This window comes from Anatilimnocola floriformis (assembly GCF_024256385.1).
Lineage (GTDB): Bacteria > Planctomycetota > Planctomycetia > Pirellulales > Pirellulaceae > Anatilimnocola > Anatilimnocola floriformis.
On record NZ_JAMLFW010000001.1, the window covers coordinates 1326903 to 1340855 of the forward strand.

Annotated in this window: 11 protein-coding genes and 1 pseudogene; 1 reads left to right on the plus strand and 11 read right to left on the minus strand. The window is 59.5% G+C overall.

The window, feature by feature from the left end:
• Position 1: 1 nt before the first annotated feature.
• From M9Q49_RS05505 to M9Q49_RS05535, 7 genes and pseudogenes are all read right to left on the minus strand, one after another.
• A pseudogene (locus M9Q49_RS05505) lies at positions 2–944 on the minus strand (DUF1559 family PulG-like putative transporter).
• A 26-nt stretch (positions 945–970) separates the two neighbouring features.
• Positions 971–1417, minus strand: a complete 447-nt coding sequence (locus tag M9Q49_RS05510; protein WP_254507703.1) for a hypothetical protein — start codon at positions 1415–1417, stop codon at positions 971–973.
• Between the two features lie 152 nt (positions 1418–1569).
• Positions 1570–4494, minus strand: coding sequence for a cytochrome b N-terminal domain-containing protein (locus M9Q49_RS05515; protein WP_254507704.1), 2925 nt, complete (start codon positions 4492–4494; stop codon positions 1570–1572).
• Positions 4491–5123 carry a QcrA and Rieske domain-containing protein gene (locus M9Q49_RS05520; RefSeq protein WP_254507705.1) on the minus strand — a complete coding sequence of 211 codons (633 nt, stop codon included), beginning with the start codon at positions 5121–5123 and terminating at the stop codon, positions 4491–4493. Before M9Q49_RS05520 ends, M9Q49_RS05515 begins: the two co-directional genes overlap by 4 nt.
• A 131-nt stretch (positions 5124–5254) precedes the next feature.
• Positions 5255–6235 carry a DHH family phosphoesterase gene (locus M9Q49_RS05525; protein WP_254507706.1) on the minus strand — a complete coding sequence of 327 codons (981 nt, stop codon included), beginning with the start codon at positions 6233–6235 and terminating at the stop codon, positions 5255–5257.
• A gap of 117 nt (positions 6236–6352) precedes the next feature.
• Positions 6353–7282, minus strand: a complete 930-nt coding sequence (locus M9Q49_RS05530; protein WP_254507707.1) for a bifunctional riboflavin kinase/FAD synthetase — start codon at positions 7280–7282, stop codon at positions 6353–6355.
• A gap of 95 nt (positions 7283–7377) precedes the next feature.
• Entirely contained in the window at positions 7378–8244 is an 867-nt protein-coding gene (locus tag M9Q49_RS05535; protein ID WP_254507709.1) for an NAD(P)H-hydrate dehydratase, read from the minus strand.
• Positions 8245–8473: 229 nt separating this feature from the next.
• Here M9Q49_RS05535 and M9Q49_RS05540 point away from each other — a divergent pair, with 229 nt between their 5' ends.
• Positions 8474–9523 (plus strand): beta-ketoacyl-ACP synthase III, encoded by a 1050-nt coding sequence (locus tag M9Q49_RS05540; RefSeq protein ID WP_254507710.1) that lies wholly within the window; start codon positions 8474–8476, stop codon positions 9521–9523.
• A 9-nt stretch (positions 9524–9532) separates the two neighbouring features.
• Here M9Q49_RS05540 and M9Q49_RS05545 read toward each other — a convergent pair whose 3' ends face one another.
• From M9Q49_RS05545 to priA, 4 genes are all read right to left on the minus strand, one after another.
• On the minus strand, positions 9533–9829 hold the full coding sequence (locus M9Q49_RS05545) for a type II toxin-antitoxin system RelE/ParE family toxin (protein ID WP_254507711.1): 297 nt from the start codon (positions 9827–9829) through the stop codon (positions 9533–9535).
• A complete protein-coding gene (locus M9Q49_RS05550) occupies positions 9826–10050 on the minus strand; it encodes an addiction module protein (RefSeq protein ID WP_254507712.1) in 225 nt (74 codons plus the stop codon). The genes M9Q49_RS05545 and M9Q49_RS05550 overlap by 4 nt, the downstream gene beginning before the upstream one ends.
• Positions 10051–10088: 38 nt before the next feature.
• Entirely contained in the window at positions 10089–11516 is a 1428-nt protein-coding gene (gene hemG, locus M9Q49_RS05555) for a protoporphyrinogen oxidase (RefSeq protein ID WP_254507713.1), read from the minus strand.
• Between the two features lie 86 nt (positions 11517–11602).
• Positions 11603–13891: a replication restart helicase PriA gene (priA, locus tag M9Q49_RS05560; RefSeq protein WP_254507714.1), complete on the minus strand. Its 2289-nt coding sequence runs from the start codon at positions 13889–13891 to the stop codon at positions 11603–11605.
• Between the last annotated feature and the right edge of the window lie 62 nt (positions 13892–13953).

Genomic DNA, 13953 nt, shown 5'->3' on the forward strand with positions numbered 1-13953 from the left:
GCTACGGCAGATTGAGTGGATTACCGTCGGCCCGATTGCCAAAGCGATCCCACATGATGGGATCGATTGTGTAAACCACAACCCGTACCGAGCCATCCGCCAGGAGTGCGTTCACGCCGCCAGGGTGCGCCGAACCGAACATGTAACCCACTTCGCTTGGTCCGCCGTTGGACACCCGCTTGTCGGGACCGAGCGCCGAACCCGTGCAACGAATCACATCGGGGTCCCAACCATCGCTCCAGCCGCGGTCGTCATGCCAGTCGCCCGTTTGATAGTTCTCGGGCTTGAGTCGTTTCTCGCTGATCATCAGGGTGCTGCTCGTACCGTCTTCGATACCGCGAAAACCCATCGCTTTCATTGAGCCAGGATCGGCATTGCCGAACCAACTTGAGCGGATGATCACTCCCAGCCACTCTTTGCTGCCCGGCACCGACCACGTGCCCGACGTTTGGTTTTGCCAGAGAGAATCGACATCGCTGAGTCCGGGAACTAGCGGCGTGGAAGCAGCATAGTCGCCCAGATAACGCTGCGTGCCCGTGTAGAAAGCCTTCGGCCGGCGTGACGGGCAAAAGTATTCCTTGACGAACGCGTTATCGATTTCGCCTTGTGTGCGCATTCGATAGATGGCGTCCTTCTCGAGGAAGGGAAGGATTTGATAACCCCAGCCCATGCCCTGCTTGTCGGGGCCATAGGGTGCGCCGCTGCCGCCGTTGGAGAAATAGTCGCTCACGACGGGCCAGGGAGTGTTGCCGCCGGTCGGAAACACACCGAAGGTATCGACGTGGTTGTGCACCGCGAGGCCGACCTGCTTCAGGTTATTGATGCACTGAGTTCGCCGTGCGGATTCGCGCCGCCTGTACGGCAGGGAGCAAGAGCGCGACTAACACGCCGATAATCGCAATCACAACGAGCAGTTCGACGAGAGTAAAGGCTGAACGCTTCATGGGAGAGGTCGATCGAGGTTAGTGAGTTAGGGTGTTGAAATCGGATTGGGGACGAGTTCGCGAAAGCGGGCGTCGTCGACTTCCTCGACATTGCCGAGCGAAGTGCCGACAAACCGCCGACCGCCGGCGCCAGCTTTCTCGTAGATCACGACCGGGCCTGACGGCCCCGAGGGATTGCTGGCCGCGCCATACGTCACGACATACGGCTGGCCGTCGCGGGCCGATGTCCAAAGCTTGGTTGGATCCGAGCAACCTTGCGCCGCCAGTTCTGCCGCCGGAACCTTTTCCACAAACGCTTTGAATTCGGCTTCGTTCGCTGGCGGTTTGCCTTGATGTGTCTGGAAGAAGCGGCCGTACTGAATCGTCAGGGCCTTGATCGAGACTTCATCGGGGGGCGCCGTGCGCTGCCCGCTGCAACCGAGCAGCAAAGCCAAACTGATGGACAGAACCCAAGCTTGGAACTGCGGACTCACAGACAACTCCCGGTGCGGAACGACGGTGCTAACGTGTTCCCCAGTGTACGCGGGAGTGTCAAATAAAGAATAGCTAAAAGTGTGCGAAAAACAGAATTGTCGCATTCTGCAGCGGTCAGACCGCGAGGCTCGTGGCCCTCGAAGCGAATGATTTAGTCCAATACCTCGCCGCGTAGCCACTTGGCGAGCAACGTGATCTCGGGCTTCGACAGCAGCGCCGGTTTGACGCCTGGTCCACTCTTGGCGAACCGCGGCATCCGGTCGTTGTTGTCGCCATAGAGATCGGCATGGCCCGGATCGGCGATGAACCGCTCCAGCCATTCTTGCGAAGCCCAGCCGGTGAGATCAGGAGCAGCGCCGACGTCCCCCTTGTCGTGGAACTTGTGGCAGTCGACGCACGAGGACGAGGCAAAGCTGGTCGCAAATGCGGTTCGGCCACGCATGATCGAGCCATCGTCGGTCGCGGCCTTGTCGGCGGCAGCTTGGGCCGGCAGGTTCGCTTCGGCGGACAGCGTGGCGATGATGTCGGTGACTGCTTTCTTGCCTTCTTCATCGAGTTCGGAGAAGTTGTCGCGGACGAAGTTCACCATGTCGCCTTGCTTGTGCTTCGTTTTGCCGAAGTACCGATCGCTGGCTATCTGCTTAGGATCTAACAAACCGGTCAGCCATTCGCGCGAACCAAAGGCCTGCAAGTTTGGCGCGGTTGGCCGTTTGGCGACGATGCCGCCGCCCGTGGCATCGCTGCGGCTGTGGCACTGCGAGCAATTGGCAACGAACAGCTGTCGGGCTTGATCGTCTGACGTTGCTTTGAGGCGTTCAGCACCGACGATGGTGAGCTCGCGACTCTTTTCACCCAGCATCGACTCACGAACGACGCGGCGGGCATACTCTTCCGTTGGCGGCAACCGCGGCTGTGTGTCGGCGGGATCGTAATAATCGCCGCGCAACCAAGCCACGATCAACGACAACTCGCGAATGCTGACGCTGTTCTTGTGCGGTTCGTCAATGTTCTTGGCGAACTGTGGCATGCGGTCGTTCTGATTTTGATAGAACCGCTCATGCGTCGGATCGGCGACAAAGCCGAGCATCCATTCGTACGAACCGTAGTGAGTCAAATCCGGCGCGAGGCCCAATTGGCCGTGATCGCCGAAGCGGTGGCATTCGTTGGTGCAGTATTGCTGCACGAGCTTGACACCGTGGCCAATCAGTTCTTTGTCCTTCTCATCCGCTGCGGTCTGGCTGCGGAGTTGTGCTTGGGCGGAAAGAGCGGCGACGATTGCCTCAATCTCGGTGTTCGGCGTTTCTTTGCCGTCCGGTCCTTTAATCTTTTCGTTCAACTCACCCGCATGCTTCTTCAGCCAATCGACCATTCGTCCTTCGCGGTGATTGGTATGGCCGAAATAATCGGCGATGATCGGCTTCAGGTGGTTGTCTGGGTTTTCTTCGTCGGCCGCGACTTTTTTGTTCGCTGACGGGACGGCTTCATCGACGCGCACAGCGGTCAGCTTCTCGGGAGTCAAGAAACCCTTGATCCACTCACGCGATGCAAATCCATACAAATTGGGAGCCCCGGCGTAGGGCAACTCCGTTGGATATTGGACTTTGCCGGCGGCATCGCGGACGACTCTGAGCGCCTTCTTCTTTTCCCCTGTCTCATGATTGACTTCGTTGGTTTCACCTTCTTTTGTGAGAGGGCTCAGCTTTTGATTCGCCAAGCGAATCGCTGCGGCCTGGTGTTCGTGGCCGTGCCCTTCTTCACCGGCAGTTGGTTTTGCATCGGCGGCTGGACCTCGGTAGTCATGGCAGCTCGCGCAGTGCTGACTAAACAGTCGCGGCCCTTGAGTGAGCGGATCATTACGGAGCAAATCGACAGCGCCGGAGCGTTGGATGAAACGTTTGTCGCTGAGATTGCTAGTCTGCCATTCACGGCGATTGATCAAATCGTACGTTCGCTGTGCATTGTGCTCCGCGAGCACTCGTGCTTTTTGAAAATCAGCATTTCCGGCGTCTTCGCGCAGCGCGAGCACCGTGAGCACCCCCGCACCCGCGATCAAGAACAGAATGAACGCGATATTGAATTTGTGTCCGAGCTTGCTGATGCCGATGAACGGCGCGAGCGCGAGCACGGTCATCACAATGCCGGGAATCACCAGCGCGCCGATGACTTCCTGCGTGCCATGGAAGTACTTCAGCAATTGGAACAGGAACAAGTAGTACCATTCCGGCCGGGCAGCATCGTAAGGTTCCGAAGGATCGGCAGGCGCGCCGAGTTCGGCGCCTTGATGGGCGAGCGGCAACGTGCCTTTCGCCGCGTTCGGTAGATCCCAGTGAATCACGCACAGTAGCACGATGGTAAGGAGCACTAAGCAACCGACAGCATCGAAGAGCACCTGCTTCGGCCAGAAGTACTCATTCTTATCGCCCGGGCGCGGATGCGTCGTAATGCCGTGCTTCCGAAAGACGGCGATGTGCGCGGCTAGAAAGATCACGAGCAGCGCCGGCAGCACGCCGGTGTGCATCGCGAAGAATCGCGTCAACGTGTGATGGCCATATTCACTGCCGCCGACAGCGAGCAGTTGCAGATCTTTGCCGACGACAGGAACCAGAGTCGCCAGGTTGGTCGCGACATTCGTAGCCCAGTAGCCCTTTTGATCCCAGGGCAACAAATAGCCCGTGAGTCCGAGGCCCATCACGATTTGCATCAGCACCAGGCCGAGCCAGTAGTTCACCTCGCGCGGTGCACGGTACGCGCCGTCGACAATCACTTGCAGCAAGTGAATGCCCATCACCACCACCATGGCTTGGGCCATGAAGTGATGCAGACCGCGGAGCAGCCAGCCGCCAGTCATTTCGTGCTGGATGTAATAGACGCTTTCGTACGCCGTCTGACTGCTGGGGCTATACGCCATCCACAGAAAGATGCCGGTGATCGCCTGCACGCTGAAGGCAAACACCAGCATGCTGCCGGTGATGTAACGCCAGCGAGCGCCGCCGGGAATTGGTTCGTACAGAGCATCGGCCAACATCTGGTTGTAACCGATGCGGCGGTCAAGCCATTGGCTCATTTGCCGAATCATGCTTTCCGCTCCATGTGGTCTTTGCCGGGATAGTAATTGGCGAACGCGACCCAGACTTCGCCATCCTTCACTTCGACGGCGAGCGGATCCATGTTGCGTGGGCTAGGGGACGGCATGATGCGAGCACCGTCCGTGGTGAACGCGCTCGTATGACACGGGCACTGATAACACTTGCGATCGGTCGAGTAAGCGACGAAGCAACCCGCGTGCGGGCAAATGGCATTGAAGCACTCGATGACCGGCAGGCCTTTGTCATCCTTCTTGCCGCTGTTGCGGAGATATACCGCGCCGACTGGTTGATCGGGCTCAACGGTCCAAATGTCTTTGAGATCGGCGATGACCGGCACTTGCACCGGCGTGCCATCGGCGGGAACCGTGACGAGCGAGGCGACGCGCCGCAGCGCGGGACCCGTGGTAGAACCAGAGGCCGCAGCTTGACGGCGTTTCTTGATGGCTGGATCGAGAAACAAAGCGAGGCCGGCGAGCGCGGGAAACATGCCCACGAGGCCGCCGATAACTGTAGCCAGGATGGCATAGACGACGTTTCGCCGTTTGGCCTGATCGTCGATGATTACCGTGCAATGCGGCGGATGCGGTTCTTTTTCAGAACCGGAACTAGGAGAGGTCATGGCTGGAGTTCCTTCCGAAGCCGAAATGCCGCAGCGGCGAAAGGCCGTGGCGGCAACGCAAACTTTAGGTGGGAAATGGTCAGGCGGGAAGATCGGGCGGAATTTTACCGCAATCGGTCTCTAGTGTCAGGCTATAAAGCCTTGCGGACAGCGTCAAGAACTTTCGGTTGCACTTCGGCGAGCGATCCAGGCAGGAACGCGCCAGCCGCGGCCTTGTGGCCGCCGCCGCCCCACTGCTCGGCGATCTTGCTGCAATCGGCCGCGCAGCGGCTGCGGAAGCTCAGCTTGAAGCCGCCGGTCTGCTGCTCGACGAAGATCACGGCAAACTGAGTCCCGGCGATTCCGAGCGCCATGTTGATGACGTCTTCGGTGTCGCTCGGCAGGGCGCCGGTTTTCGTAAAGTCTTCTTTGAGCACGTGCGTGTAAACGAGTCGGCCGTTCAACTCCGATTTGATCTGCGACAGGATGATGCCCCGCAGCAGCACGCGGCCGAGCGTATCTTGTTCGTAGAGCGAGTTGTAAATCTTCGAAGGGCTCGCGCCGGCTTCGATCAAGCGGGCGGCCATGCGATAGGTGTAAGCACTCGCCGAGCCGAAGCGATACCAACCGGTGTCGGTGGCGATGGCGGCGTACAACGGCGTGGCGATCTCGGGCGTGAGAGCCACGCCGAGCGCATCGGCCGCTTCCACAACGAGCCGGCCCGCTGCTTCAGCCGTGGTGTTCTTAAAGTTTTCGGCTCCCAGGTCGTCCTCGCTGACGTGATGGTCGAGGACCATCTTTTTCGCCGAGTGGGCGCGAATAACATCGGCCATGGCCCCCAGTTGTTGCCAGGCGCTAGTATCGACAATCAGAATCGCATCGCGATCGGCTAGATCGGCGGCTTGAATGGTCTGCCCGATGACGCCGATTTTTTTGTCCGGATCGATGAAGGCCAAGTTCGGCGGCGTGGCCATGCCATTGACGATCTTCACGTCCTTGCCGAGCGCCGTGAGAATGCCAGCCATCCCGAGCTCGCTGCCGAGCGCGTCACAATCGGGGCGGATATGGCTGACGAGCAGGAACTTTTTGTGGGCTTTGATCAGTTCAACGAACCGAGTCCAGTCGATCGACATGAGAGGTTGTTTTCCTAACCGTAGGGTGGGTCGAGCGGTACTCCGCGAGGCCCACCGTGAACTGCAACACGAAGTCAAACTTGGTGGGCCTCATGAGTACATTCGACCCACCCTACGCTATGCGTCTTCATTGAAATATTTCAACACCGTTTGTACATCAGCGGCCAGCTGTTGTGTAAGGGCGGCAACCGACTCGAACGGCCTCGTTTCCCGCACGCGGGCGAGAAATTCGACTTCCAGCGGCTGGCCATACAGCGAACCGCTGAAGCCCGGCAAGTGAGCTTCGAACTTGAAGGCCCCTTCGCCAAACGTGGGATTGGGGCCGATGTTGATCGCGGCGGGCCAGATGCCCTGCTGAGTGAATGCGCGACCTGCGTAAACACCGATGGTTGGTACGAGCGTATCAATGCCGGCCAGGTTTGCGGTCGGAAAGCCGATTTTTGAACCCCGCTGCGCTCCATGAGTAACGAGACCGCGCAGCCGATACGGCCGAGTGAGCATTTGCCGCGCGGCGGCGACATCACCATGCTGAATGCTCTCGCGCACGCGGCTGCTCGAAACCAACTCGCCGCCGGTCGCGATCGGCTCGACAACTTCTAAGGCCAGGCCGTTGGTGTCGCACAGTTTTTTCAGCAGCTCGACGTTTCCTTGCCGCTGGCGACCGAATTGAAAGTTTGGGCCTTCGACGATGGCTTGCGCTTGCAACCCATCGCGGAGAACGTGGTTAAAAAACTCCTCGGCGGATAACTTCAGCAACGCTTCATCGGTGGGATACGACCAAACGGCAGTCACACCGAGTTCAGCGAGCAATTCGGCTTTGCGTTCCGTCCATGTCAGCGGCGGCGGCGCGAGTTCGGGCCGCAGAATACGCACCGGATGCGGATCAAACGTCAACACCACGGCTGGCCCGCCCACTTCGCGCGCTCGGGCCAGCAACCGCTCGATTAACTTCGCATGGCCACGATGCACTCCATCGAAGTTTCCCACGGCAACAGCGCCGCGAAGAAAATCGGCAGGAAGAGGCGAGGTTTGGCGGAAAAGACGCATGCGCGGAAGTTCTGAGTTGGGAGTTTTGAGTTCTGAGACAAGAATACTCCATTCAGTATTGGTCTGCTCGTACTTCCTGTCTCAGAACTTGGAACTCAGAACTCAGAACTCTCGAGACTTCGAAACGCGTCTGGCAGGAACCTGTTAATGTCCGTCGCAATCAATGACACCTGCCCCATCTCCCCCGCCGCCAGATCTCCCGCCAAACCATGCACATGACAACCCAGCACTGCGGCGTCGAACGGCGACAGTCGCTGACAAACGAGCGCGGTGATGATTCCCGTCAGCACATCGCCGCTGCCGCCGGTGGCCATGCCGGGGTTGCCGGTTTGATTTATCTCGTGCTGCGTGCCGTCGGTGATGAGAGTGTGTTGTCCCTTGAGCACGAGGACCACATTCCATTCCTTGGCGAATACTTTAGCTGCGGCGATCTGTTCGTCGCGTGAGTCGAACTTGCGATTGGCCAGGCGGCTGAACTCTCCCGGGTGCGGCGTGAAGATTCTTGGCCCCGCCGCTATGGGCGGTCTCCCGTTTCGCTGGGCAATCTCCGCCAGCGCGTTCAATCCATCGGCATCGACGACGAGCGGCTGCGTCAGCCGTTCGTACAGGTGCTGCACGATCCGCGTGCGAACTTCCGATCTGCCCAGGCCCGGACCGATCGCCACGCAGGTTGCATTTTCGGTCAGCGGCAACAACTCATCGATCACAGCGGGCATGGCGAACTCGCCCGTATCGTCGCAATTCAGCGGTGTCGTCATGTAGCAAGGGTCGTACGCCGCGACCATCGGCAGCGTCTTGTTCGCCACTGCCAGCCGAACCAGGCCAGCGCCGCTGCGCAAGCAAGCCATGCCGGAGAGACTGATTGCGCCGGCCATGCCGTAAGAACCGCCGATGAGCAGCGCTCGGCCGAAATCGCCTTTGTGGGAGTCTGGTTTTCGCGGTTGCAACTGTGGGAGTGTCATAAACCAATCTTCGCGGGTTGCCGCCAAATATCAACTGCTATCCCATTCGTACCTTTCCGGCTATAACTGGACTGCGCTTCGCTTGCGTGCCGATGCCCCGATTTCGTTGAGAAGTCGCCGAGACGCATTGACCCAGCGAACGCAGACGCAGGCGTGCCAGTGATTGGCGGAGCCGGACCTTTGCCATTGAGGGCGTTGCGCTGGTGCATCTCTTATCCTCGGAACAGGCATGACAACTTCCGTTTCTCGCAACGATCTGGCCCTGCCGGCCGCCGAGACTTCGTACCATCCTCCGCTCTGGACCCTCACCGGGGTGCAGGTGTTGGGCGTCGGCGCCTATGTGCCGCCGCGCGTGGTGCCGAACGAGGAGTTGGCGTCGCTAGGCTGCGATGCCGACTGGATCGTGCAGCGAACCGGCATTCGCGAACGCCGCCAGGCCGATGATTCGCAGGCTGCCAGCGATCTGGCCTACGAAGCGGCCGTGAAGTGCCTGAAACATGCCGAGGTTTCGGCCAAGGATGTCGACCTGATCATCGTCGCCACGATGACCCCCGATAGCCCAGCGCCGTCGACGGCTTGCCGCGTGCAACGCCGCCTCGGCGCTAGCGCGCCGTCGTTCGATGTGAGCGCTGCCTGTGCCGGCTTTATGTACGCCCTGTCGACCGGCATGCAATATGTCAAAACCGGCAATGCCCGTCGCGCGCTGGTCATTGGCAGCGACGTGATGACTCGCACGGTGAACCCGGCCGATAAGAAAACCTACCCACTCTTCGGCGACGGCGCTGGCGCTGTGTTGCTGGGAGCCGGCGAGAGCGAACAAGGCCTGGTTGCCTACACCCTCGGCGCCGATGGTAACGGTGTCGAGTCGCTGCACATTCCTGCAGGCGGCAGTCGCGAGCCGCTGACGGCAGAAGCGATGGCGGCCGGCAGACAATATCTGAAGATGGATGGCAAAGCCGTTTTCAAATGGGCGGTTCGACTGGTTGCTGATTCTTGCCGCGAGGTGCTCGGTCACGCCGGTTTGACGACGGGCGATGTCACTTGGATGGTATTGCACCAGGCAAACAAACGGATCCTCGAAGCCGCCGCCGCCGATCTGGGTATGCCGCTCGAGCGCGTCGTGATGAATCTCGACCGGTACGGCAACACATCGGCAGGGAGCATTCCGCTGGTGCTCGACGAACTCAACCAGCAAGGCAAACTCCGCCGCGGCGACCGCATTCTGATGAGCGGCTTCGGTGCCGGCCTGGCGTGGGGAACGGGGTTGTTTCGCTGGTAAGGGCGTCGTCTACAGTCGCGATTTCCAGGCCGATTCATCGCGACTCCCATGGACTACCGCGAAGACTTCGATTCGGTTGCTGTGAGCACGGTAGTAGACGATGAAAGGGAACTTCGGAACCCTCATCGCGCGAACATGGCGATAGATTGTCGCAAATAGCTTGGGATGATTGGCGACGAGCAGCAGACGGCCCTTAACCAGTTCGAAGAAACGCTGCCCCAAACCAGCCGTCACAGAGTCGTAGTGCGCGACGATATCAGAGATGTCGCTAGACGCTGCCGGCCGAAAGATGACGGGCAAGCTCATGGTAGTTTCTTGAAGAGCTTCGCCTCCAACTCATCCAGGGTAATTACGTTATCCGGGTTCGCATCGGCTTCGGCGATTCGCTCGTCAAGTAATCGTAAATGCCAATCGGGCGGTGAGAACGTGGCATCGTCCGGAAGGCTATCCCAGAGCAACGAAATCAACTCCAAACGTTGCTCGTTGCTCAGTCGGTCAATTCCGAATTGTTCTAAGGTTAGCGACATAGTTGAACTCGGTTGGTGAGACTAACTCAAGACTAGCTTTAGCGTTCAACAGAAGCAATCCGCTCCGCCGCCAACTCGCCGCTCCGCACACAAAACGGCACGCCCACGCCGTGATAAGCGTTGCCGGCCAGGGCAAAGTGCTCGATCGATTCGGCGAGCGTATCGATCTTGGCGACAAGTTCGAGATGCCCGACGTGATATTGCGGCATCACTCCCAGCCAGCGGTTGATCTGGCAAAAATCTGGTTCGCCACTGACGCCGATGAGCTCTCGCAGTTCGCCGCGGACCAGCCGTTCGAGACCGGCGTCGTCGAGTTCGTTCAGTTCTGGTTGCAGGGCTCCGCCGACGAAAACGCGGAACAAAACTCTTCCATCCGGCGCGCGGCCGTCGAATTTCACGCTCGCCATGCTGCCGGCGATGATCTTCCGCCGTTCTACTCGCGGCGCGACGAAACCAAAGCCGTCGAGCGGATGTTTGATCTGCTCGCGCGGATAACCGAGCACGACCACGCTACAGCCGGCATGCGGGATCGACTTCACCAGGCCGGCGAGTTGCGGCGAAATCCGCTCGAGCAACGGCGGACAAGCATACGCCGGCGCGGCGATGATCAGATCATCGAACACCAGCGGCGCGGGCGAACCTGCGAGAAACAAACACCAATTGGCGGCCGCGTCTGTCGTCGTTCGTTCGATGCGCTCGACGCGCGTGTTCAACTGAATCGATCCCGGCGGCAAACGAGCTGCGATCGCATTTACCAACTGGCTCATCCCCAGCTTCGGCGCGAGGAACTGGCCGTAGCGCGCGCCGCTCTCCTTGCTCTTGCCTTTCGCCTTCGTCGGCGTTGTTCGCACCGCGCGAATCAAGCTGCCGTGCTTCTTTTCGAATTGCACAAACTGCTGCAGCGTTGCTTGCATGCTGAGCAAATCGGGATCGGCCGTATAAATGCCGCCGATCAGCGGTTGGATTAAACGCTCAAACGCTTCGCGACCAAAACGGCGGAGAGCAAACGAACTCAGGCTTTCGTCGGCATCGTCTTTCTTGCCGGGAACGAAGTACTCCCAAGCCAGCCGCAATTTGCCGAGCGGGCTGAGGAGTGGTGTGCGGAGGACCGGCCAGACCTTGGCCGGCGACATCAACGTAAAACCTTCCGGCACCGGTACGAGGCGGCCATGATGCACGATGAACGCGCGACGGTAGCGCGGATCGGTGTTGATCAGTTCATCGGCCAGGCCGATCCGCTGGCACAGGTCGAGCGCCCACGGCTCGCGCGTTGTGAACATATCGGCTGAACGCTCGATCAAGTAGCCGTTGCGTTCAACTGTTTGCAGCACGCCGCCCAAATGATCGCTGGCTTCGAAGAGCGTGACTTGCGCACTCGGCAGCAGTTCGCGCAGCCGATGCGCAGCCGCCAATCCAGAGATGCCGCCGCCGATCACGGCAATTCGTCGTTGGGCAGAGGAAGTCATTCGGTGGGAATTTCAGGAAGGTAGCCTGTAGCGTTAGCGAGGGCGTCTGCCGGAGGCATTACTCCCTCGCTAACGCTACGGGCTACCTACAGCAAATCGAGTGGATCTACATCGAGCACCCATTGTACTTCCGCATGCGGTTCTAGCGCAGCGGCCACCAGGCCGACGCGCTGGCGAAGTTGCGGACCATCGATACTGCTCAGCAGCGAATGAAACCGATACTTGCCGCGTAGTCGTGCGAGCGGGCAAGGCGCCGGTCCCAGGATGCGATGCGGAATTTTCTGCTGTTCGAGTGCTGCCCGGAATCTTTCGGTCGCTTGCTCGGCAAATGCTTCGGTAATGGCCTCTTCATCACCGCGGACGATCAAACGCACCAGGCTCGTATGCGGCGGATAGCCGTGATCGAGCCGTACCGGCAATTCTTTTTGGGCGAAGAGCACGTAGTCGTGTTGTAGCGCGGCTTGAATGGCGAAATGCTCAGGGCTGAAAGTCTGTACGAGCACACGGCCACCTTTGTCGCCGCGGCCCGTTCGGCCGGCGACTTGCGTGACGAGTTGAAAGGTTCGTTCAGCCGCGCGAAAGTCGGGAAAGTGGAGCGCGGTATCGGCGTTCACCACGCCAACGAGCGTGACGTTCGGAAAGTCGAGACCTTTGGCGATCATCTGCGTGCCGAGCAGGATCTTGATTTCGCCGGCGCGAAATTTTGCGAGAGCTTGTTCATGACTGCCTGGCTTTTGCATCGTGTCACTGTCCATTCGCAGCACTGGCACTTGCTGAAAACGGGCTTTCACTTCGGCTTCGAGGCGTTCGGTGCCGAGTCCGCTGTAGCGAATGCCGTCGAAGCGGCAGTCGGGGCATTTTGCCGGAGCCTGCTCCTGATGATCGCAGTAGTGGCAGACGATTCGCTCCCCTTCGCGATGATGCGTCAGCGCGATGCTGCAATGCGGACAGTTCGCGACATACCCGCAACTGGGACACTGAATGTGCGTGCTGTAGCCGCGGCGGTTGAGCAGCAGAATCACCTGGCCGTCTTCGGCAATCGCTTGTTCGATGGCGTTATGCAATGGCCGACTGATGGCGCCGCGGCTGCGGCGGTCTTGAAACTCTGTTCGCAAATCGATGGTCGCCACATCGGGGAGCGGCCGATTGCTGACGCGGGTTGGCATTTCGATGAGTTGAAATTCTCCGCGAGCGGCGGCTTGCCACGATTCCAGCGCCGGCGTCGCGCTGCCGAGAACTAGCGGCACGTTCTCGGCTTTTGCTCGCTGCACGGCCACATCGCGGGCGTGGTAGCGCGGTGATTCTCCTTGCTTGAAGGAATGATCGTGCTCTTCGTCAATCACAATCAGTCCGAGTTGCGGCGTCGGAGCAAAGATCGCACTCCGTGCCCCGATGACAACTTGCACTTCACCTTTGGCGATTCGCTGCCAATGCCAATGGCGTTCGGCGTCGCTCAAGTGCGAATGGAGCACCGCGACGCTGCCGAAGCGCGAAGCGAAGCGTTGCTTCGTTTGCGGCGTGAGGCTGATTTCGGGAACCAGCACGATTGCCTGGCGACCGAAGCGGAGAACTTCGTCGATCGCCCGAATGTAGACTTCCGTCTTGCCGCTGCCGGTCACGCCGTGCATCAGAACCGCACGATGTTGACGCTTGGATAACGATTCGATGATCACATCGAGCGCGGACTGCTGATCTTTGTTGAGGTTGAGGTGCTCTTCGCGAGCGATCACCGATTCCACAACGTCGACATTTTGAATTCGCTGCACCGTTCCCTTGATCAGCTTCTTCTTGCGCAGTTCGCTGATCGGCCCAAGCGTGCATTTCGCCGCGGCTGCGAGTTCCGGCGGCGTGAGCGGCCGGGGCGCTGCCGCGAGAGTTTTTAACGCTTCAAGTTGCTTCAGCGGCAGCTGAAGTGAATTCAGCTGCGCGAGAACATTGGCAGGCACGCTAAGGAAAGTCATTTCGCGCGTGCCGGCCTGGCCGCGAACGCCGGCGGGAAGCACTGCATGCAACACCTGCCCGAGTGGACAGAGGTAGTAGCTCGATATCCACTCGGCCAGTCGCAGCATCGCCGGCGATAGCAGCGGCGCGGGATCGACAACGGCGAGGACTTCTTTGAGCGGTCTGCTGCCGACGGCTTTTAGTTCGACGCGTAAGCAGTAACCGATAACGCCACGATTTCCTTTTCCCAGTGGCACTTGCACGCGCTGCCCGGCGACCAGTGGCGCACGCAATGTCTCCGGCACCTTGTAGGAAAAGGGGCCATGCGGCGGATCGGCGAAGGCGATTTCGGCAACGCGTTGTTCACTCGCGGAATCGAGCGTCCACGGATCGGGCTCGGTTTCGAACAGCGAACGTTGAGAGGCTTTATCCATGACCGCAGGGCCGTCCTTGCACTGAATTTGCGGATCGCGCCAGCTTGGTTATTATACGCATG